This window comes from Tenacibaculum sp. SSH1-16, from assembly GCF_040104435.1.
Classification (GTDB): Bacteria; Bacteroidota; Bacteroidia; order Flavobacteriales; family Flavobacteriaceae; genus Polaribacter; species Polaribacter mesophilus.
The window spans coordinates 282908-304542 of record NZ_JBECOV010000003.1 but is presented as its reverse complement, the minus strand read 5'-3'; the positions used below and the strand labels follow the sequence as shown (position 1 = coordinate 304542).

Here is a 21635-nt window from a genome sequence, read left to right as displayed (position 1 = left end):
TTTTTATCATAAGAGATTTGTAAACTCGCTTGTAGGTAGTTTACTAAAAATGAATTTTGGTTCAAAAGTATATAGAGAAACTATTGTTTGAAAATAGTATAAGTACAGAATACGTTTTATAGACGTATCTCGTTTTTTTTAGACGTTAAGCTGTTTGTTTTTATTGTCTTATGTTCTTATTCTTAAAAAGAAAAAATCGTTCAAAATAAGCTTTATGAACGATTGTAAACTTTGTTTGTTCTTTTAAAGTAGGGGAATTATCTTAGTTAGAAGTTTGTATGTTTAATAGTTTCTTGTATTGACTGGGAGTTATACCTTTTAGTTTTTTGAAAATAGTATTAAAAGATGATTTTGAACTAAACCCAACTTCATAAGCAATTGCTAAAAGTGTATAGTTTTTATATGAATCTTTTTTTAGACAAGTTATAAATTCTTCTACACGATTTTTATTCAAAAAATCTTGAAATCCAGTTTTCATATGAATGTTTAAAACTTCAGAAATTTGCTGTCTTGGAACTCCTAATTCTTTAGCTACTTCATCAACTGTTATTTTTTGATATTTAAACCATTTTTCTTCTACAATTAAACGGTGTAAAGCAGCTTTTAAATGTGTTATAGAAGTATTATTTAGATTAGTAGACTTATAGCTATTACTTTGATGTTTTGGCAGTATTGATTTCGGAGTAATAATTAACTTGTATAGTACAAAATAAAACAAAAATATAATAATGAGTATTGTACCATAACTATCTAAGAAGTAAGGAGCGTCATGAGATTTGGTAAGTAGAAAGTTAAATTCACTTATTATAAAGATAAAACTAAATGGGATAATAAAAAAAAGGAGCCATTTTTCTTTATTATTTTTTATAATGTCATATATAGTATAAATAAGGATCCCTATAAAAATAAATTCTATAACCTCTTCAAGAATTATGAAGATTAAGTTGTTAGAAAGAGCAGAAAATTCTTCAGAAAAATGAATAAGAATGTTTAATAAATATGGGGTGAAAAATAAAAAAACTTTTTTGTCAACTTTCTTTTTGTCTGATTTATGATAATGGACAAATAAGAAGAAAGTTGTAATAATAAGAGGCTCATGAAAGAAAAACCAATTAGAGTTTTCAGTAAACAAATTATAATTATCATCACCAATTGTAAATAGAAGTGCCGAAACAACAAAACTAAATAACAACCAAAAATTAACTTTGTTGTATTCTTTTTTTCTTTGAAATAAAATAAAAAGTAAAAACATTCCTTGTAATAAAGCTGCTATCTGAATGGTTTTAAGCATTTGTATTCTTTAGTATTTGTAATATTTATAAAAGCCAAATTAGTAATAATATTTTTTGTTATGTACATAAAAAATCCCAAAACAATATGTTTTGGGATTTTTTTTATAAGGTTAAGTGTCTCTATTTTTTATTTTTAGCGCGTTGCTGTGCAGCTTGTTGTTCTTGAGCTTGTTTCATGGCAGCATCTAAACGCTCACGGAATTTACTCTTTTTAACAGGTTTCTTTTTGTTTTCTTCAATTTTAGCATGAATCTTAGCTTCATCAATAACATAGTTCTTAATAACAAACATAATAATGATAGTTAATAAGTTTGAGATAAAATAGTACAAACTTAATCCACTAGCATAGTTATTAAAGAAGAATAACATCATAATAGGAGAGAAGTAAATCATCCATTTCATCATCTTACTCATGTCAGGCATTCCTTCTTGAGTAGGAGCTTGCATATTAGCTTGCTGGCTTTGGTTCATTTTCATGTAGAAGAAAATAGCTACAGAAGCTAAAATTGGAAATAAACTTACGTGGTCTCCATAGAAAGGAATTTTAAATGGTAATTTAAAAATAGTATCATATGAAGATAAGTCATTAGCCCATAAGAAACCTTCTTGTCTAAAATCAATATTGGTAGGGAAAAATTTGAATAAAGCAAAGAACACAGGCATTTGCATTAATGCGGGTATACAACCAGACATCATGCTCACTCCTGCTTTTCGCTGTACAGCCATAATTTCTTGCTGACGCTTCATAGCGTTTTCTTTCCCAGGATACTTTTTATTGATTTCTTCCATTTCTGGACGAATCACTTTCATTTTAGCACTTGATAGGTATGACTTGTATAATACTGGAGACATGATTATACGTACTACAATTGTCATTAAAATGATAATTAATCCGTAGTTCCCAATAAATCCTTTTAACATATTAAATACAGGATAGAATATGGTACGGTTTAAGAAACCAAAAATTCCCCAACCTAAATCAGCAATTTCGTCTAAACTTGTTCCTTTGTAAGATTTTAATAAATTATAATCTGTAGGTCCGTAAAACCATTGCATATTATAATTTAATTCTCCATTTGTTAAAGCTAATGGAGTTTTTAATCCGTAAGTTTTTGTGTATACACTATCTTTATCTTCACCTGCAAAATCAACAGATTTCAATGTAGCATTACTAAACGGTGTATCAGATGTTAAAATAGAAGAGAAGAAGTGTTGTTTATAAGCAACCCAATCAATATCACTCACAACATCATCATCATTCATTTGTAAGTAATCTACTTCATCATCAGCTTTATAATAGTAGTAAGAGTACATGTTTTCGGTTTTCAAACTCTTTTCGTGTCTAAAACCTTTTAAACTCCAATCTAAATTTATTTCTTGAGAACTATTAATTGTATTACTCAACCCTTGTGAACGAACGGCAAAACCTACACGGTAATCACCTTTTTTCATTTCGTAGCGGTATTCTAAAAACTTAGATTCAGAAACCTTTAACTTCATAGAAAGTACTTGCGTATCTCCATTTTTGGTTAGAGTAGGAGTAAATAATAAATCTTTAGTATTTAAAATTCGGTTATCAGTAGTTCCGAAGTTGATATTGAAAGAAGCATTATTATCTTTAACCAAGTATAGAGGTAAAGAATCGTATGTTTTGTAGTTTTTAACTAAAGCTTCTATGATTTGCCCCCCTTTGTTATCAATAGTTAACTTAACAACGTCATTTTCTAATGTTGTGTTTCCTTCTTGGCTTTTTGAAGCTCCGTATGCAAAAGCACCAAACTTATTTCGTAAAGCAATTTGCTGTAACGAGTCGTTTACAATTACATTATCGGTTAAATTGTTTTCAGTGTTAGTAGCATTAGCAGTTTGCTCTGTCTGGGTAGTAGCTTCAGGAGTTTCTTCTGGCTTTTGAGTATTCATCCACCAAAGCATAATTCCTCCTAATAAAAGCATTCCTATAAAGGAATTTAAATCAAATTTTTTTTGTTCCATTGATATATGTTAAAATGTCAACTTGTCATTTAAAGTTTTTCTTAAAAGCTGAAAAACCCGACAAAGGTAGTAAAACCCTATAGTTTTTTTGAGGTTTTACGGTGAATAATTTTGTTAGTAATGGTAGTTCAAACAGTATTCCAATTTTTATAAACAATAAAAAATCCTGTAAACTTAATTACAGGATTTTAAAATTTATTTCTTTGATTGTTTTAAAGCCGCTTTAATAAAGCTAACAAACAATGGATGCGGATTCAACACCGTACTCTTGTATTCTGGGTGATATTGAACTCCAACAAACCAAGGGTGAGAGTCAATCTCAACAATTTCTACTAACCCTGTTTTAGGGTTAACACCTGCTGTTTTCATACCAGCATTTTCTAATCGTTCTTTGTAGTCGTTATTGTATTCGTATCTATGACGATGGCGCTCACTTATTAATTCTTCTTTGTAAGCTTGAAAAACCTTAGAATCTTGTGTTAATTGACAGTCCCAAGCTCCTAAACGCATAGTACCACCTTTTTCAGTAACATCTTTTTGCTCTTCCATTAAATTAATTACTGGGTGTGCTACATCAGGATTCATTTCAGTGGAGTTAGCGTCTTTTAAATTTAACACGTTACGAGCAAACTCAATAACAGCCATTTGCATACCTAAACAAATCCCTAAGAAAGGTATATTGTTTTCACGTACATATTGTACTGCTGCTATTTTACCTTCAATTCCTCTATCACCAAATCCAGGAGCAACTAGTACACCGTTTAAACCTTCTAGTTGTTTAGCAGCGTTTTCAGGTGTTAACTCTTCAGAATGAATCCAACGAACGTTAACCTTTGTTTTATTAGTAGTTGCAGCTCCTGCATGAATAAACGCTTCTGTAATTGATTTATACGAATCGTGTAATTCAACATATTTTCCAACCAAACCAATTTCAATACTAGAGGTAGGGTTTTTATGACGCTCTAAAAACTTATTCCAAGTTTTTAAGTTAGGCTGTTTACGTGTAGATAGGTTTAATTTATCTAAAACAACATAATCTAACCCTTCTTTAAACATAAGGTTAGGAACATCGTAGATAGTTTCAGCATCTAATGACTGTATTACATTTTGTTTTTTAACATTACAAAATAATGCTAATTTGCGTTTAATATCATCAGAAATTTCGTGTTCCGAACGGCATACTAATATGTCAGGACTCACACCACTTTGCATTAATGTTTTTACAGAATGTTGTGTAGGTTTTGTTTTTAATTCACCAGCGGCTGCTAAGTAAGGTACTAGGGTTAGGTGTATAACAATTGCATTATCTTCTCCTAAATCCCATTGTAATTGACGAACAGCTTCTATATATGGTAAAGATTCAATATCACCAACCGTTCCTCCAATTTCAGTTATAACAATATCATAATCGCCAGTATTTCCTAAAATTTGAACTCTGCTTTTAATTTCATCAGTAATATGAGGAATAACCTGAACGGTTTTTCCTAAAAACTCTCCCTTACGCTCTTTGTCTATTACAGATTGATATATTCTACCTGTAGTTACATTGTTAGCTTGTGAAGTAGGAATGTTTAAGTAACGTTCGTAGTGTCCTAAATCTAAGTCGGTTTCAGCTCCATCATCAGTTACATAACATTCTCCATGTTCGTATGGGTTTAATGTTCCTGGATCTATATTAATATATGGATCTAACTTCTGAATGGTTACAGAGTATCCTCTTTCTTGTAATAATTTGGCTAGAGAAGCGGCAATAATTCCTTTCCCTAGTGATGAAGTTACGCCTCCGGTTACAAAAACGTATTTTGTGTTGTTCATGGTACTGTTAGGTTTGCGCAAAAGTAAGAAGTCTGGCAATTAGAACAAATAAAAAAGATAAAAAACGTGCAGAAAAATTATGTATGTTTGTCAAACAAACTTTTTTTGAAAAAAAATAAAATAAGGGTTTGTCAGACTGAAAAACTGTTGTATATTTGCCCACGCTTTTAGCAGACGGAATTTCACAAAAGCAAAACATTTTTAAAGAAGATATTTAAGATATACTGTAATGAGTAAAAGAACGTACCAACCATCGAAAAGAAAAAGAAGAAACAAACACGGTTTCCGCGAAAGAATGGCTTCTGCTAATGGACGTAAAGTATTAGCTAGAAGAAGAGCAAAAGGAAGAAAAAAGTTGTCTGTTTCATCTGAATCTAGACCAAAGAAATAATGATTAACTATTGTTAATATTTTAAAGGCGTTACTATTAAGTATCGCCTTTTTTTATAACCAAACAATTTTTATTTTTACATCACAACACAACACAGACTAAAATGCCTAAAAGACAAGACCTTAAATCGATTTTAATTATTGGATCAGGACCAATTGTTATTGGTCAAGCATGTGAATTTGATTATTCAGGATCTCAAGCGTTAAGATCTTTGAGAGAAGATGGAATTGAAACTATCTTAATTAATTCTAACCCTGCAACAATTATGACAGATCCTTCGATGGCTGACCATGTATACTTGTTGCCACTTAACACAAAGTCTATTGTTCAAATTTTAAAAGAACACCCACAAATTGATGCTGTTCTACCAACAATGGGAGGGCAAACAGCACTAAACCTTTGTATTGAAGCTGATGAAAAAGGAATTTGGGAAGATTTTGATGTTGAAATTATAGGAGTAGATATTGACGCTATTAATATTACAGAGGATAGAGATAAGTTTCGCTTATTAATGGAAGAAATAGGGGTGCCTATGGCTCCTCAAGCTACTGCAACATCATTCTTAAAAGGAAAAGAAATAGCACAAGAATTTGGATTTCCATTATGTATTAGAGCGTCGTTTACTTTAGGAGGAGCGGGAGCATCTATCGTATATGATGAGAAAGAGTTTGAAGAATCATTATCTAGAGGATTAGAAATTTCTCCGATTCACGAAGTAATGATTGATAAAGCAATGATGGGATGGAAAGAATACGAGTTAGAATTATTACGTGATGATAATGATAATGTTGTAATTATCTGTTCTATTGAAAACATGGATCCAATGGGAATCCACACAGGAGACTCTATTACAGTAGCTCCAGCCATGACATTATCGGATAAGACGTTCCAAAAAATGCGTGACATGGCAATTAAAATGATGCGTTCTATTGGTGAGTTTGCAGGAGGATGTAACGTTCAGTTTGCGGTTTCACCAGACGAGAAAGAAGATATTATTGCGATTGAGATTAATCCACGTGTATCTCGTTCATCAGCATTAGCATCAAAAGCAACTGGATACCCAATTGCAAAGATTGCTGCTAAATTAGCAACTGGTTATACTTTAGATGAGTTAGATAATCAAATAACGAAGTCTACTTCAGCTTTATTTGAACCAACATTAGACTATGTAATTGTAAAAATACCTCGTTGGAACTTTGATAAGTTTGAAGGTTCTGATAGAACTTTAGGTTTACAAATGAAAGCGGTTGGTGAAGTAATGGGGATCGGACGTTCGTTCCAAGAAGCATTGCACAAAGCAACGCAATCGTTAGAAATTAAACGTAACGGAATTGGAGCTGATGGTAAAAGTTATACAGATTATAACCAAATTAAAGACAAGTTAAAATATGCTTCTTGGGATCGTGTATTTGCTATCTATGACGCTATTCAAATAGGAATGCCGCTGAGTAAAATCCATGAAATCACTAAGATTGATATGTGGTATTTACGTCAATATGAAGAGTTGTATATGTTAGAAAAAGAAATTTCTACCTATACTATTGATACCCTTGACAGAGAGCTTTTACTAGAAGCCAAACAAAAAGGATATGGAGATCGTCAAATCGCTCACATGTTAGGATGTTTAGAAAGTGAAGTGTATAAAAAGCGTGAAGAATTAAAAATAAAGCGTGTATACAAGTTGGTAGATACTTGTGCTGCAGAGTTTAAAGCACAAACTCCTTACTATTATTCAACATTTGAAAGTGAAATTGAAACTGCTGAAGGTGAAGTTTCTGTGTCAAATGAAAGTGTGGTGTCCGATAAGAAAAAAGTAATAGTATTAGGTTCTGGACCAAACAGAATAGGTCAGGGAATCGAGTTTGATTACTGTTGTGTTCATGGGGTTTATGCTGCAAAAGAATGTGGTTACGAAACCATAATGATTAACTGTAATCCTGAAACTGTTTCTACTGATTTTGATACGGCAGATAAATTATACTTTGAGCCAGTTTTTTGGGAACATATCTACGATATAATCAAGCATGAAAAGCCAGAAGGAGTTATTGTTCAATTAGGTGGACAAACAGCTTTAAAGTTAGCAGAGAAACTAGAGCGTTACGGGATTCCAATTTTAGGAACAAGCTATAAAGCATTAGATTTAGCTGAAGATAGAGGAAGTTTTTCAACTTTATTAAAAGAAAATAACATTCCTTATCCAGAATTTGGAGTTGCAGAAAATGCAGATGAAGCTTTAGCTTTAGCTGACGAGTTAGACTTTCCAATTTTAGTACGTCCATCATATGTACTTGGAGGGCAAGGAATGAAGATAGTGATTAATAAAGAAGAGTTATTAGAGCATGTAGTAGATTTATTACGTAAAATTCCTAATAACAAATTATTATTAGATCATTACTTAGAAGGAGCAATTGAAGCAGAAGCAGATGCGATTTGTGATGGTGAAAATGTATACATCATTGGAATTATGGAACATATTGAGCCTTGTGGAATTCACTCAGGAGATTCAAATGCAACTTTACCAGCGTTCAACTTAGGAGAATTAGTATTAGAGCAAATTAGAGAGTACACTAAAACAATTGCTTTAGCACTTGATACTGTTGGGTTGATTAACATTCAGTTTGCGATTAAAGATGATAAAGTATATATTATTGAAGCAAATCCACGTGCTTCTCGTACAGTTCCATTTATAGCAAAAGCTTATAAAGAACCTTATGTAAACTATGCTACAAAGGTAATGTTAGGAGAGAAGAAAGTAACTGATTTTGAATTCAATCCTCAGTTAGAAGGTTTTGCAATTAAACAACCAGTATTCTCTTTTAACAAGTTCCCAAATGTAAATAAGAACTTAGGACCTGAGATGAAATCAACAGGAGAAAGTATTTTATTTATAGATTCACTTAGAGATGATGCCTTTTACGATTTATATGCAAGACGTAAAATGTATTTAAGTAAATAAAAGCATTTTAGAATAATAATATAGAAAATCCGAAGTAAATATGCTTCGGATTTTTATATTTTATATAGGACAATATTAAACTTATTTACTTTCTAAGTATAATTTCTTACTGTATATTTGTTATTTAAAACAAATCTAAATAAAATGAACAGAATAGGATTAATTTATGGTTCTGATACAGGAATGACTGAAGAAATTGTAAGTTCAATAGTTGATGATTGGCAGGCATCTGAAATAGAAGTTATTGAAGTTTCTAACATGAAGAAGGAAGATTATAATCGGTTTGATAAATTTATTTTAGGTTTATCAACTTGGTACGATGGCGATTTACAAAGCGATTGGGAGACCTATTATGAAAATGAGTTTCAAACTATTGATTTTACAGGAAAGAAAGTGGCTATTTTTGGATTAGGAGATCAATATGGTTATGGTGAATATTTTGTTGATGGTGTAGGAATTTTAGCTAAAAATGTGGTTAAAAATGGAGGCGAACTTATTGGAAAATGGTCGTGCAAGGAGTATGATTTTGAAGAGTCAAAAGCTCAAATAGAAGAAGATAAAGACTATTTTTATGGTTTAGCTCTCGACGAAGATAATGAACCTGAAAAAACACCAGATAGATTAGCGAATTGGCTTAATCAAATAGAAAAAGAGTTTGACTTATAAGCTTTCTTTTTGTGTTTAAATTTTATTTTAAATCAATCTTAACATTATAATTTTTTAATTCTTCAATGTAGTTTTGAGCAGTAAAATTATTATTATCAAATTTTTCTTGTCTATTTTTTTTCATTTTAATTCTGTGTATAGCTTCTAAAAATCGACGCATTTCATTGTCATCATTAATAATAATTCCTGGTACTTCAGCATTATCACCATTGTCTTTTTTTGCTACCATTGTAAAATAAGAAGAATTACAATGTTTGGTCTTTCCAGTTTGTATATTTTGTGCTTCTACGCGTATACCAACTACCATCGAAGTTTTACCTACATAGTTAATAGACGCTTTCATGGTAACTAATTCGCCTACTTCAATAGGGTTTATAAAGTTAACGGTATCTACAGATGCTGTTACGCAATAGGTACCTGAATGTTTGGATGCACATGCAAAAGCTATTTGATCCATTAGTTTTAAAATATATCCACCGTGAATTTTGCCACTAAAATTGGCATGAGAAGGAAGCATTAACTCAGAAATAGTAATGCGAGTATCTTCTATATTTCTATAAATATTATTGTTCATTATCTTTTCTTATTCCTCTAAAATGAGGAGATTGTTCTTCTTCAACATGGGTTATAAAATACTTTGTATCACCTAACCAAAAGAAAGTTCCAAAACGTTCTTTGTAAGTAACTTTTACATAACGACCTTGATATTCTTGAAGTTTTTTTATGACTTCCTTTTGATTGTCCTCTACAGAAAAGGCAAAAATTTGCGCTCCAGAAATACCTTGGCTAATTTCACCCTCCCATGTTTTTACTACCACACCTTTGTAGCTAATTTTAATAAGTTCACCAGAGCGAACCCCTTCACTATAAGGAACAAAATAAATAAAAGCATAGTATAGTGCTGCTATAAGAGCAATACCAATTAAAATTAATCCTAAAATTTTTTTCATAGTAAGATATTGAAGAATATATAATAACAAAAGTAAGGTTTATATTTTGACTTGTAAAATGAATTGAAAGTGGTAAGTTTGTGTTGCTTCAAAAAATGATTAATATGAACTATATTTTATTTGATGGTGATGTACGTACAGCTCTACTACCATTTACATATACACGACCAGTAGCTGATATTAGAGTAGGTATTTTAACTATTAGAGAAAAGTGGGAAAAATATTTAGGCTTAACAACAACTACCGTAACAGAGGAGTATTTAGAGGAAAAATATCCTATGGTTGAAATGGAAGAAAATGTATTATTAAATGCCTCTTTCTTGCCAACTAAACCTTTGGTTGAAATGGTTAAAAACCTACAAAACAATCAAGCTATTTTTAAAGGTGAAGATGTTATTGCTTTTTATACGACAGATACTCAGGAAGAAGTAGATTTTTCTTCTTATGAACATATAGAGTTTGAAGATGATATAATTCAAATAAAAAATACTTGGGATATTTTTTCGTTAAATGACAAAGCAATTAGAGCTGACTTTGATTTAATAACTGAAGGTAGAAAATCGGAACCAATTCCAGAAACTGTTAATTGTGTTAATAGAAACGATATTTTTGTTGAGAAAGGAGCTAAACTAACTTTTGCAACGTTAAACGCTTCAACTGGACCAATTTATATTGGTAAAAAAGCTGAAATAATGGAAGGTGTAGTTGTACGAGGTGCTTTAGCTATGTGTGAAAATTCAGTATTAAAATTGGGAGCTAAAATTTATGGAGCTACTACTTTAGGACCTTATTGTAAAGTAGGAGGAGAGGTGAACAACTCAGTATTATTTGGGTATTCAAATAAAGGACACGATGGGTTTTTAGGAAATTCAGTATTAGGCGAATGGTGTAATATTGGAGCTGATAGTAATAATTCTAACCTTAAAAATAATTATGCAGAAGTTAAGTTGTGGAATTATGAAACAGGACGTTTCGCTAAAACTGGATTACAATTCTGTGGTTTGATGATGGGAGATCATTCAAAATGTGGAATTAACACAATGTTTAATACAGGAACAGTTGTTGGTGTTTCTGCGAATATTTTTGGAAGTGGATTTCCAAGAAATTTTGTTCCTTCATTTAGTTGGGGAGGAGCATCAGGGTTTACTGAATATAAAACAAATAAAGTCTTTGAAGTTGCAGATGTGGTAATGAAAAGACGAGGTATTGAGTTTGATGAGAGAGAAAAACAAATTCTAGAACACGTTTTTGAAGAAACAAAACAATACAGAAATTATTAAACCAAAAGGAAGGACTTTACAAAATGTAAAGTCTTTTTTTATTAAAAATTAACTCTAAAAACAAAGTTAGGTGTAATTCCTAGAGATATTTTGTTAACCTCTTTTAACTTATATTCAATTTCATTATCAGAATTTCTAATTGGAATAGCATTATAAGTTCTACTTAAAATATTTTTGTTATTAAAAAGATTAAGTAAAGAGAAGCCCAATTTACCTTTCCAGTTTTTAGAAAAATTAAAAGAATACGTCATAGATGCATCCAATCTACTATAATTAGGAAGTCGAAGCCCATTTATATTGTCTGAATCTATAATAATACGAGGAATTCCTTCATCATCTGTATAAAATCTTTTAACGGCAGTATAGGGATTTCCTGTTCTAAATATCCACCCAAGAGAGAACTCATAGCTGTTTAATTTGTAAGCATGAGACCAAGAAAGATAATTAGTTATATCATGATTTGCAGGAAAAAACTTATTTTCTAAGTCTAAAAATTTAAATTTATTTTTTGTGTATGAATAATTAACCCAAGTTCTATAATTATTAAATTTTTTATTTATAAGTATATCAATACCATGTATTTTACCTTTACCATTAGAAAAGTCATTGGTTTGGTCGTTATAACCACTTGTTTGAGAAGTCATACCACTAACTTTTTTATAGTAAGGTTCAATATCAATTTTCCAATTATTTTTATTAAAAAGTATTCCCGAAGAAACTTGTAAGCTTTTTTGTAGAGGAATATTATCATCATTTACTTGAGCCCATATCTGATTTTCTAAATCAAAACCTAATCTGGAAGTTTGAAACTCTATAATTTGACTCAATGTTTGGTGTTTTTGTTCAAAAGAAGCTTTAAAACTTAAGCTTGATGTAAGTTTTTTCTCCAAATATAATCTAGGTTCAAAAACAAATTTATCGATTTTTGAAAAGTAATTCAATCGTATGCCAGAATTTATATTCCAGTTATTGTTATCATATATATATTCCGTAAAAATTGAATGTGTATTGTTTGTAACTTTATCTTTTTGTATCGAAGAGTTCCTATTTCCTTCTAAGTCTATGAGATATTTTAATTCGTAAGCAGCTTTCGTAGATGTAAAATCATAACCCCAAAATAAATCTGTTTTATCGTTAAAAGAATAATTCATATTGTAGGAAAGCCCAAAATCAGTTAAAGAATTATTTTTAGTTGATAATAAAATTAAATAATCATCTATATAGTTATAGTTTCCTTTATATTTTAATTTAAAGTTAGAAAAATAACTTTTTATATTATGAGTCTTTTTTTCCGAAGATTGTTTATTCCAATTTACACTTACACCGGTATTATGGATGTCTAACTCATCATTATATTTGTCTTTATACCTAGGAATTACAAAATTGTTAAGCATTTGATTATTTGTGTATAAGAAACTAATGTTTAAAGATTCGTCTTTACTAGGGGTGTATATAAATTTTGTGGTATAATCTGAAAAATTAAATTTATTATCTCTACTAAATTTAATGTTTTTATCTATTATTTGACTTTCTTGATTATCATCAAATGTTTGAAAAACACGCATAGACAATTTATCAAAGGTGAAAGTTTTTAAAACATCAGAAAAAGACCTTCTTGCAGAAATAGAAAAAGCAGTTTTTTTTGAAAAAGGAATAGTAAGAAGTGCATCAGCATGCGTCATGTTCAATCCGAAACTTCCAGTTATTTTGTGCGGTATTTTATTTGTAGTTTTAATATCTATTACACCAGATACTCTATTACCATACCTAGCTCCTGTACCGCTTTTAGAAAGGTTAATCTCTTTAGTGGTATAAGGGTTAAATGCTGAAATCATTCCAAAGAAATGACCAGAATAGTACATTTTTATACCGTCCCATAAAACCAAGTTTTGATTGGGAGTTCCGCCCCTTATATATATTCCTGCAGCTGTTTCATTAGGACTTTGAACACCAGGAATAATTTTTAAACTTTCTAGTATATCTGGTTCAGTTAAACCAGGTAAAACACCTAATTGTTTTGGAATAATAGATATAGTTCCATCTCTTTTTTTATTAATACCAGAAGTAATATAATTAGTTACAAGAACTTCTTTTAAAAGATTATACTCATTTGATTTAAATGTTGAATTTATTGTTATATAATAATACCGCTCATTAATTTTATTAAAAATTAATGATGTTTGACGTTGAATTTCATTGATAAGATAAACAAGTTCACATTTCTTTTTTTTAAAAGAAATATTTTTATCATTAATGACTTCTGTACTAAAAGAAAATTTTACTTTAAAAAGAGCTTCTGTTTCTTTTAAAACGTTTAATAAAGGAGCATCAATAAAAGAAATGTCTACCTTTTCCTGAGAAAAAATAGACATAGTTAAGCATAAAAAAAGTATACTTAATTTTATCTTCATTTATTAATACGTCAATATAACTGAACTATTTTCTGCTAATTTATAAGAAATTTTCATAGGAGCAAAAACAGTTTGTAACGCTACATCAACATTTTTATGTGTAAAAGTACCTGTAAAACGTTTAGAAGTGTCAACGTTAGAAGTATCGAACTTTAACTTAAATTGATTTTCTAAAGCTTTTATAACTTGATGTAAAGGAGTATTATTAAAAGAGCTTTCTCCTTCTATCCAAGAGGGAACAGAGCCTACAAATTCCCAATTTTCACCAGAGTTATTATAATTTCTATAAGCTTTCCCTTTAGTTAGTATAATTTCTTCTTTACTTTTTGACGTAACTTTAACTTTACCTTCGTAACATTCAATTTCAAAATAATTTTTTGATGTATTTACTGTAAACTTTGTTCCTAGTACAGTTACATTACCTTCATTAGATTTTACAGTAAAAGACTTTCCTTTTTCGACTTCAAAATAAGCTTTTCCTGTCAAAAAAAGCTCTCTTTTATTATTCCAGTTTTGTTTATCATAGCTAATTTCAGACTTAGGTGATAAATATACTATAGAATTATCAGGTAATGTAATAGTTAATTGCTCTCCGTATTTTGTAGAAAAATCAACAGTATTATTATTAAAGTACAAGAAGCTAATTAATAATATAACAGAAGCAACCGCCCCATACATCCATTTAGGAACTAATTGCACTACTTTTTTATTAGCTTTAGATTGTTTGAAGTCTGTTTTGAGTTTATTAAAAGCCTCTTCCTTATCATAAAAAGGTGTTTTTAAATTTAGAGAAGCATCATCAATAGCTTTAAATTGATGATAAACATCTGTTTTTTGAAACTCTTTTAATTCTTCCGCTGTTAGCTCATTGGCTATCCATCTTGCTAAAAAGGTTTCTTCTTTATAATTTATATTCATTTTCTAATCTATTCGTGCTATTTGTATTAAAAACAAGTAAAAGATTAATTACCCTACCTAATTAATACAAATATTACTTTTGTTATACTTTACCTATCTGTTCTTTTAAAGTAAGTAATGCTTTACTCATTCTTTTTTCTACAGCTTTTACAGAAACTCCAACAATATCTGCAATTTCAACATACTTTTTCTTATCTATTCTACTAAGCAAAAAAACTTCTCGTTGTTTTTCAGGCAAGTTGGCTATTGCTTTTTTAAGCTTAGTATGAAATTCTTCTTCTTCTAAAATAAAATGAGGAGTTTCATTAGTTTTACCAGAAGAAACATTTTTCTTTTGATGTTCCAAAACAACTTTTTTGTGAGCAACATCGTTTAAAAAATGATTGTTGGCTACTGTATATAGATAAGATTTAGCTTTTTCGAAAACAACTTTAGCACAATTATTCCATAGTTTTATATACGCTTCTTGTACGATATCTTCAGCTTGCTGGAGATCGCCGCATTTGTAATATATATAATTTCTCAATGTTTGCGAATGTTGGTTAAAAACTTCTTCAAAATTTTTTTGCTCACAAACAGATTTTAATGGGTCTTTATTCATTTAAATCAAGTTCCTAATCGGTGACAAATGTATGAAAATGTAACTAAGAGGTTAAAAAATTATCAATATAACTTATAAATTGGTAATTTCTTATGAGCTTTTTCATAATGAGGTGTTTTTTTATAAACCCAATATAATTGTGTTTGCGCATTTTTTGCAAAATCTTCTTCTGTTTTTACTTTTTGAAGAAACTCTTGTTTTAATGAGGGATTGTTATTTAAAAACTCTTCAGCAATATCTTCAAAAACGTAAGAAGAGTATCCCTCTTTTTGTTGCAAAATAGTATCAAAGAAATTCCAGTTGAAGAAAGAATCAATAGCTTCAGCTTCCAAGGTCTCTATTATATAACGTATTCCTGTTTGGTTTGTAGGAATATAAATATCTCCATTATTAAATTTAACTTGCAGACCTCTTGTTTGGGTAACTTCAGTATTGTAGTGTAAATAATGACCTTCGTATGCCGTTTTTCGAGTTTCAAATTCTTTGATGTGCTGAACTTCTACAGTTAATAAGGTATCTTTTTCAAAACGAGTAAATTCAATTTTATTATTTTCTAATCGTTCTACAACGTCATGCCAACCTTGTTCTAATATATAGGCCTTGGGTATGGCGATTTCTTTGGTAGGAACAAAGTAGTTATAATAAGAAACTTTTTTATTGTAAGGTTTTGTTCTATCATAAAACAAACGTTTTCCATTGGTAACTTTACTGTCTATAAAAGTTCCTTCGTATCCTTTAAAATGAAGAGCAGTAGGATTGTTCTTATCAACTGTAAATAGAATAGGATATGTTTTTTTGTTTATTATTTCTTCAACAGCATTTTTTCGTAAATCTTTTATTTTGTTACTGTTTTCTTTAGAAAAATCTAAAGCAGAAAACAACAATTCATAGGTTTGTTCTACTCTAATTTTATACGGTTTCAACATATGAGTTTCAACCATTAATCCTAAGGTATTGAAGAGGGTAGTGTACCCAGTAGAATATCTAGGTGAATCGAAAAACTGTGACCAACCACTTTCTGGAGTTGTTCCCCAAACATTTACATAAGGAGTAATAATAATTCCTTTCTCAGCCAAAGAATGTTCTATTTCAGGACGCATTTTTGTTTCAATAAACTCACCTAAATTTCCTCCCAATTTATTGTGTTGTGTAAATAGATGTGTAATTGCGTACTGATAATCTGCTCCATTACTTACATGATTATCTATAAAAACATCTGGATTTACAGTGTGAAAAATCTCAGCAAATGTAGCGGCATTTTTAGTATCTTGTTTAATAAAATCACGATTTAAGTCGTAGTTACGAGCATTTCCTCTAAAACCGTATTCTTTTGGACCATTTTGATTGGCTCTTGTGTGTGAGTTTCTGTTTAGGGAGCCACCAATATTGTATATGGGAATAACACAAATTAAAGATTTTTTGTACTTGTTTTTTAAAGAATCATTTTGAACGATGTCTCGTAATAATAGCATCGAAGCATCTATTCCGTCAGATTCCCCTGGATGAATACCGTTATTGATTAAAATTCTATTTTTTGAAGAATTTTTAAGTTCTTCAATATTGGTTTTTCCATCAGTATTAAAAGCAACTAAATGTAAAGGTTTTCCAATATCTGTAGTGCCTATTTCAAACAATGAAATTTCAGGGTAAGTGTTAGCCAACTCTTCATAAAAAGAAATAACCTCTTTATAAGTAGGAGTCTCCGTTCCGTTTGATGTTTCAAACAGGGTGGTGAATTCGATGTTTTTTTTTGTAGGTTTTTGTTTACAAGCGGTAACTAATATTAGGAGTAATACAAATAGTTTTTTCAAAAGAATAGTTTTAAAAAGTTTAAATTCTAACTGCATCTGGAACCAAGCCTGTGTAGTCTCCATCGTTTCTGATAACATCTCTTACAATAGATGAAGAAATATAGCTTTTACCTGAAGAGGTTAGTAAAAACACAGTTTCAATTTCAGAAAGTTTTCTATTAGTATGTGCGATGGCTTTTTCAAACTCAAAATCGGCAGGATTACGTAAACCTCTTAAAATAAATTGAGCGTCTTGTTCTTTACAAAAGTTTACAGTAAGTCCACTATAAGTAAGTACTTTTATTTTTGGCTCATGCTTAAAAGTTTCTTCAATAAAACGTTGACGCTCCTCTAGAGAAAACATATATTTTTTATCGGCATTCACCCCAATTGCAATAATTAATTCATCAAAAAGGGTAACACCACGTTCAATAATATCTAAGTGTCCTAAAGTAATTGGATCGAAAGATCCAGGAAAAATTGCTCTTTTCATTATATCTTGTCATTTAAAGCCATTTCAATAGCGTTTCCAAATAATTCAGTTAAAGAAATACCCGCATGATTGGCTTGCTGTGGTAAAATACTTGCTTCTGTTAATCCAGGAACAGTATTCATTTCTATAAAATGTGGTTCATCGTTAACTAAAATATATTCAGAGCGAGAAAAACCACGCATATTTAAAATTTCATATACACGTTTGGCTACTTCTTTAACTCTCTTTCTTTGAGAATCAGTTAAACGTGCAGGAGTGATTTCTTGAGATTGACCTTCATATTTAGCTTTATAATCGAAGAAATCATTTTCAGAAACAATTTCTGTTATTGGAAGTACTTTTGTTTCTCCTTTGTATTGAATTACTCCAACAGAAACCTCAGTTCCATCTAAAAAGCTTTCAATTAATATTTCAGTATCTTCTTCGTATGCTTTTTCTATAGCAGGAATTAACTCTTCTTTAGTATACACTTTAGATATGCCAAAACTAGAACCTGCTCCGTTTGGTTTTACAAAGCAAGGAAGTCCTACTTTTTTAATAAAAGCATCACAATCAATCTCATCACCTTTGTTTAGATATATAGAAACAGCTGTTGCTATTCCGTATTGTTTCACTACACTTAAGGTATCACGCTTATTAAAGGTTAAAGCCATTTGGTAGAATGGGGCAGAGGTGTGTTTTAAACCAATAAGATCAAAGTAAGCTAAGATAATACCGTTTTCTCCTGGTGTACCATGAATAGCGTTAAAAACACAATCAAATGTAATTTTTTGACCTTTAATTTCAATTGAAAAATCTTCTTTATTTATTGGATATTCTTCTTCGTTATCATCAACATACACCCATTTATTTTCTAAAATATGAACTTTGTACGCGTTATATTTTTCTGTATTAATATGTTTGTAAACTACATTACCACTTTTTAGAGAAATTCCTACTTCAGAGGAATAGCCTCCCATAATAATAGCGATGTTTTTTTTCACTTCAAATGTATTTCAATTACTGTTTTTATCATTGTTTATCTAAAATCCAATCGTTGGATTATACAAACTTACCAAAAAAACTCGTTTAAGACTTGTTGAATTTAAAATAGTAATATTTTTACTGTAAATTTGTGCGATCTTACAAAAAAATGATATGAGTAATTTAACAGGAAAATCTGGAGGTTTATTTGAATTTATTAAAAGTAAATCTTTTTTAAAAAATATAATTATAGCAGTTGTTTCAATACTAGTTTTTGTATTTGTTCTACAATGGTGGTTAGGAGTTACAACAAACCATAATCAAAAAATACAAGTACCTGACCTACATAAAATGTCGTTAGTTGATGTTGAGCAAAAATTAAGTGAATTAAATTTAGATTTTGTGGTAATTGACAGTGCAAGTTATAATCCAGATTATCCTAAGAAGTCAATTATTGAGCAAGATCCGGAAGCAGGTGATTTTGTAAAAGAAAAGCGTAAAATATATTTAACCTTAAATCCGTCAAAGTATAGAGATGTAGAAGTGCCTAATTTAAATGGACGTACCAGACGTCAGGCAACAACACACCTACGTTCAATAGGGTTTAAAGTAGGAACTAAGGTTACTTGGGTTCACGATATAGGAAAAGATGTGGTTCGTGGATTAAAGTATAACGGACAAAAAATTGAACCGGGAACTAAATTACCAAAACAAACAACCATCGACTTGATTTTAGGGGATGGTAACGGATACTAATTTTTATAAATTGATTGATGCAGGAAGATAACACTCCAGAGATAGAAAATGATGATTTATACGAGCACCATAGGTTTGTAGCAACAGATGGTCAAGTACCATTGCGAGTAGATAAGTTTTTAATGAACTTTATTGAAAATGCAACTCGAAATAAAATACAGCAAGCAGCTAAAGCAGGAAATGTTTTAGTAAATGATGTAGCAGTAAAGTCTAACTATAAGGTAAAACCAAAAGATGTAGTTAGAGTGGTGTTAACATATCCTCCTCACGAAAACTTATTAGTAGCAGAAGATATTCCTATTGATATAGTGTATGAAGATGATGAAGTGATAGTGGTAAACAAGCCAGCAGGAATGGTAGTTCACCCAGGTCATGGAAATTACTCTGGAACATTAGTGAACGGACTAATTCATCACATAGAAAACTTACCCACCAACTCTAACGAGCGACCAGGTTTAGTACATCGTATTGATAAAGATACAAGCGGATTATTGGTAGTTGCAAAAACAGAATACGCAATGGCACATTTGTCTAAGCAGTTTTTTGACCGTACTACAGAACGTTTATATTACGCTTTAGTTTGGGGGAATATAGAAGAGGATGAAGGAACTATTGAAGGAAATATAGGACGTAGTTTTAAAAATCGCTTACAAATGGATGTCTTCCCTGATGGTGAGCATGGTAAGCATGCTGTTACTCATTATAAAGTACTTGAAAGACTTACGTATGTAACCTTGGTACAATGTAAGTTAGAAACGGGTAGAACGCATCAAATTAGAGCTCACTTTAAACACATTGGACATACACTTTTTAACGATGAACGTTATGGTGGGAATGCTATTTTAAAGGGAACTACGTTTACTAAATACAAACAATTTGTAGATAATTGCTTTAAAGTGTTGCCAAGACAAGCTTTGCATGCAAAAACTTTAGGTTTTACACATCCAACAACAGGAGAGTTTTTACAATTTAACTCTGAAGTACCAGAAGATATTACCGCTTGTTTAGAAAAATGGCGAACTTATTCAGAAAATTCAAAATTGGAAGAATAAAGAGGAGTGTAGTTAAAAACTTTATAACGAACTCTATTATAATTTGTTTCTTTTGAAAACTTAAAAGCCTATTTAAATTACTAAAACAAGTTCATACAAAAAGGAAGTAACCTTACATTACCAAGTATAAATAAATGTATTGGTTTATAAAGAGTATAAAACTTACTTGTTTTTTACCTCAGAACTTCTTTAAACAAGAAATACCACACCTAAAGTTAAACGGTGTGGTTCTATTTTTTACTAAAAAAATTAACTGTAGTATAATTAATTACTCTTAGCCTTAATAAAATCAGAAATTAAGTAGCTAATGTATTTTCCTACTTGCCCGTTAGCTATTTTATCTTTAACAACTGCTGGGGCTCCCTCACAAATATGTAAATAAGAAGCATTTTGTAGCGTTCCAAAATAATGTGTAAATCTACGAGCTTGTTGTGGAGTAAATCCGCTAGGTGTCATAGCACTACTTGGAAAATGCTGCACACAATCCAAATCAATTTCAATTCCGAAAGGAGCATTTTCTATAAAACTTTCAGCACGTTGTAATTCGCCTTTAAAAGAAGTAGTGTGATACACTTCTAACTCTTCAAACGTATTATACTCTAAGTTTAAACTATCATGAATCATTTCAAACACATATTGAGGCGTGTAGTTTTCATGCAACCCGAACATAAAGTAATTTTGAATAAAGCCTTCTTGTAAGGCGTACGAAAATCCGTTACCACTATGACGCTCTTCCAAACGACGTAAATCGGTATGCGCATCTAAATTAATCACATTTACAGGTTGATTTTTCCCTTCAGAAAGCCCTTTAATATTTCCGTAAGCATTGTTGTGTCCACCACCAATGATAATAGGAGTTTTACCACTCTCAACAATTATTTTAATAAGCTTAGAAAGCTCTTTATCTATTGCTTTTACTAATAAATCACCTTTTTCTCTGTCAGAAACATCAAAACTATATACATCGTCCAAACAATCTAAATATCCTAACACTAGGATGTCGTTTCCATTAATAAATTGATTTTGCTGGGTGTTTAAAAACGACTTTAAAGCAGGAATAAAAGCAGTGTGTGCACCACCATTTCCGCCATTCATACGAACACCAATATCTTCTGGAACTCCTAAAATAACAAAAGAAGCAGAGGAATTTTTAAGTTCTGATTGTAGTTCTTTTTTAGAGTCGATAACCGCAACGCACTCACCTAATTTTGTTTCGCCTTCACGTGGGGCAACAAACTCTTGTATGTCTTTTTCGTTGAATATTGTTAGCATATTGTATTGTTTTTTTAGAAAACGTCATTTCGAACTA

General features: G+C 30.6%; 18 protein-coding genes. 6 read left to right on the top strand and 12 right to left on the bottom strand.

Features of this window, described 5'->3' with window-relative positions; genetic code table 11:
• Nucleotides 1-262: 262 nt before the first annotated feature.
• From ABMY20_RS06305 to ABMY20_RS06295, 3 genes are all read right to left on the bottom strand, one after another.
• Entirely contained in the window at nt 263-1291 is a 1029-nt protein-coding gene (locus ABMY20_RS06305; RefSeq protein ID WP_159616000.1) for a helix-turn-helix domain-containing protein, read from the bottom strand.
• Between the two features lie 121 nt (nt 1292-1412).
• Complete coding sequence (gene yidC, locus ABMY20_RS06300; RefSeq protein ID WP_047789005.1) at nt 1413-3284, bottom strand: membrane protein insertase YidC; 1872 nt, start codon at nt 3282-3284, stop codon at nt 1413-1415.
• Between the two features lie 195 nt (nt 3285-3479).
• Nucleotides 3480-5099: a CTP synthase gene (locus ABMY20_RS06295; protein WP_047789004.1), complete on the bottom strand. Its 1620-nt coding sequence runs from the start codon at nt 5097-5099 to the stop codon at nt 3480-3482.
• Nucleotides 5100-5328: 229 nt separating this feature from the next.
• On the opposite strand from ABMY20_RS06295, the gene rpmH reads away from it, so the two are divergent.
• From rpmH to ABMY20_RS06280, 3 genes are all read left to right on the top strand, one after another.
• Nucleotides 5329-5490 carry a 50S ribosomal protein L34 gene (gene rpmH / locus ABMY20_RS06290; RefSeq protein WP_028891113.1) on the top strand — a complete coding sequence of 54 codons (162 nt, stop codon included), beginning with the start codon at nt 5329-5331 and terminating at the stop codon, nt 5488-5490.
• A gap of 103 nt (nt 5491-5593) precedes the next feature.
• Nucleotides 5594-8446, top strand: coding sequence for a carbamoyl-phosphate synthase large subunit (carB, locus tag ABMY20_RS06285; RefSeq protein WP_167713684.1), 2853 nt, complete (start codon nt 5594-5596; stop codon nt 8444-8446).
• Nucleotides 8447-8590: 144 nt separating this feature from the next.
• On the top strand, nt 8591-9112 hold the full coding sequence (locus tag ABMY20_RS06280; RefSeq protein WP_073183636.1) for a flavodoxin: 522 nt from the start codon (nt 8591-8593) through the stop codon (nt 9110-9112).
• 22 nt (nt 9113-9134) lie between these two features.
• Here the strand turns inward: ABMY20_RS06280 and ABMY20_RS06275 are convergent, their stop codons facing one another.
• Entirely contained in the window at nt 9135-9686 is a 552-nt protein-coding gene (locus tag ABMY20_RS06275; protein ID WP_047789001.1) for an acyl-CoA thioesterase, read from the bottom strand.
• Nucleotides 9676-10062: a hypothetical protein gene (locus ABMY20_RS06270; protein ID WP_047789000.1), complete on the bottom strand. Its 387-nt coding sequence runs from the start codon at nt 10060-10062 to the stop codon at nt 9676-9678. The genes ABMY20_RS06275 and ABMY20_RS06270 overlap by 11 nt, the downstream gene beginning before the upstream one ends.
• Nucleotides 10063-10166: 104 nt before the next feature.
• On the opposite strand from ABMY20_RS06270, the gene ABMY20_RS06265 reads away from it, so the two are divergent.
• Nucleotides 10167-11342, top strand: coding sequence for a GlmU family protein (locus ABMY20_RS06265; protein WP_047788999.1), 1176 nt, complete (start codon nt 10167-10169; stop codon nt 11340-11342).
• A gap of 41 nt (nt 11343-11383) precedes the next feature.
• Here the strand turns inward: ABMY20_RS06265 and ABMY20_RS06260 are convergent, their stop codons facing one another.
• From ABMY20_RS06260 to ABMY20_RS06235, 6 genes are all read right to left on the bottom strand, one after another.
• On the bottom strand, nt 11384-13714 hold the full coding sequence (locus ABMY20_RS06260) for a TonB-dependent receptor plug domain-containing protein (RefSeq protein ID WP_349264878.1): 2331 nt from the start codon (nt 13712-13714) through the stop codon (nt 11384-11386).
• A gap of 42 nt (nt 13715-13756) precedes the next feature.
• Nucleotides 13757-14671, bottom strand: a complete 915-nt coding sequence (locus ABMY20_RS06255) for a FecR family protein (protein WP_349264877.1) — start codon at nt 14669-14671, stop codon at nt 13757-13759.
• An 82-nt stretch (nt 14672-14753) separates the two neighbouring features.
• Nucleotides 14754-15272: an RNA polymerase sigma factor gene (locus ABMY20_RS06250; RefSeq protein ID WP_073183625.1), complete on the bottom strand. Its 519-nt coding sequence runs from the start codon at nt 15270-15272 to the stop codon at nt 14754-14756.
• Nucleotides 15273-15334: 62 nt separating this feature from the next.
• Entirely contained in the window at nt 15335-17119 is a 1785-nt protein-coding gene (locus ABMY20_RS06245; protein ID WP_239179926.1) for a M14 family metallopeptidase, read from the bottom strand.
• Nucleotides 17103-17555 carry a pantetheine-phosphate adenylyltransferase gene (gene coaD, locus ABMY20_RS06240; protein ID WP_047788995.1) on the bottom strand — a complete coding sequence of 151 codons (453 nt, stop codon included), beginning with the start codon at nt 17553-17555 and terminating at the stop codon, nt 17103-17105. The genes ABMY20_RS06245 and coaD overlap by 17 nt, the downstream gene beginning before the upstream one ends.
• A complete protein-coding gene (locus ABMY20_RS06235; RefSeq protein WP_349264876.1) occupies nt 17555-18538 on the bottom strand; it encodes a D-alanine--D-alanine ligase in 984 nt (327 codons plus the stop codon). The genes coaD and ABMY20_RS06235 overlap by 1 nt, the downstream gene beginning before the upstream one ends.
• A 154-nt stretch (nt 18539-18692) precedes the next feature.
• Between ABMY20_RS06235 and ABMY20_RS06230 the strand changes: the two genes are divergently transcribed.
• Entirely contained in the window at nt 18693-19274 is a 582-nt protein-coding gene (locus tag ABMY20_RS06230) for a PASTA domain-containing protein (protein ID WP_349264875.1), read from the top strand.
• Nucleotides 19275-19291: 17 nt separating this feature from the next.
• Nucleotides 19292-20326, top strand: a complete 1035-nt coding sequence (locus ABMY20_RS06225; RefSeq protein ID WP_349264874.1) for an RluA family pseudouridine synthase — start codon at nt 19292-19294, stop codon at nt 20324-20326.
• A gap of 264 nt (nt 20327-20590) precedes the next feature.
• Here the strand turns inward: ABMY20_RS06225 and ABMY20_RS06220 are convergent, their stop codons facing one another.
• Nucleotides 20591-21598, bottom strand: coding sequence for a formimidoylglutamase (locus tag ABMY20_RS06220; protein WP_349264873.1), 1008 nt, complete (start codon nt 21596-21598; stop codon nt 20591-20593).
• Nucleotides 21599-21635: the final 37 nt, after the last annotated feature.